The 277-nt window shown below is 75.8% G+C and carries 1 protein-coding gene; it reads left to right on the forward strand.

Features of this window, described 5'->3' with window-relative positions; translation table 11 throughout:
* Positions 1-24: 24 nt before the first annotated feature.
* A partial coding sequence (locus tag HKX41_11305; protein ID NNC24718.1) for an ABC transporter occupies positions 25-277 on the forward strand: 253 nt, incomplete at its 3' end.

Here is a 277-nt window from a genome sequence, read left to right on the forward strand (position 1 = left end):
CGCCGCCACGCGAGCACCATCCCCATGACGACGACCCGCGCCCCCCGTCCCGCCGCCGCGCTGCGCCTGATCGGCGCCGGCCTCGCCGCCGCGCTGGCGCTGTCGGGCTGTTCGATCCTCGACGAAAAGCCGAAGAACCCGACCACCCAGTACGCGCCCGACCCGCGCGTGCCGGCCGATCCGTCCTGGCCGCAGGCGAACTGGCAGCTGTCGCTGACCGCGCCGAACGCGGCGCGCATGATCGACAGCCTGCGCATCGCGGTGCGCCCCAGCGGCG

This window comes from Salifodinibacter halophilus (assembly GCA_012999515.1).
In the GTDB taxonomy this organism is placed as follows: Bacteria; Pseudomonadota; Gammaproteobacteria; order Nevskiales; family Salinisphaeraceae; genus Salifodinibacter; species Salifodinibacter halophilus.